The 428-nt window shown below is 53.5% G+C and carries 1 protein-coding gene; it reads right to left on the bottom strand.

The window, feature by feature from the left end; all coding sequences use genetic code 11:
- Positions 1-428: RNA-guided endonuclease TnpB family protein (locus J9889_RS19810; protein ID WP_210557817.1), on the bottom strand; the 428-nt coding region annotated here is incomplete at both ends.

Genomic DNA, 428 nt, shown 5'->3' with positions numbered 1-428 from the left:
TTGCGCCCCGGCTGGCTGGTCGTGCCCGCTGCTGATTTTGACATGCTGGCAACCTTCAAATCCTCAATGACGATCATCGCGTGGTTTTTGCTGATAGTCGTTGTGACCTTGTGAAGGTAATCGCGGCGGGTATTGGCGATATGTGAATGCAGCCGCTGGATCTTGGCTTTTTGTTTCTTCCAGTTGCTGCTGAACTTTACCTTTTTGCTCAACTGGCGTTGGAGCCTTGCCAGCTTGGTCTGATTGGTTTTGAAGCTGTTGACGGGCTCAAACACCGTGCCATCTGACAGGGTTGCGAGCTTGGCGATCCCCGCATCTAGCCCGACCATTGAGCCGGAGGGGTGAATTGGCTCAAGCGTCTCCTGCTCGACCTGAAAGGAGATATACCAGTGCCCGGCTGCTTGGCTGACGGTCGCGTTTTTAATTTT

Source organism: Aeromonas sp. PrichA-15, assembly GCF_017939245.1.
GTDB lineage: Bacteria > Pseudomonadota > Gammaproteobacteria > Enterobacterales > Aeromonadaceae > Aeromonas > Aeromonas caviae.
The sequence above is the reverse complement of the archived record's forward strand: the minus strand, read 5'-3'. Positions and strand labels throughout refer to the sequence as shown.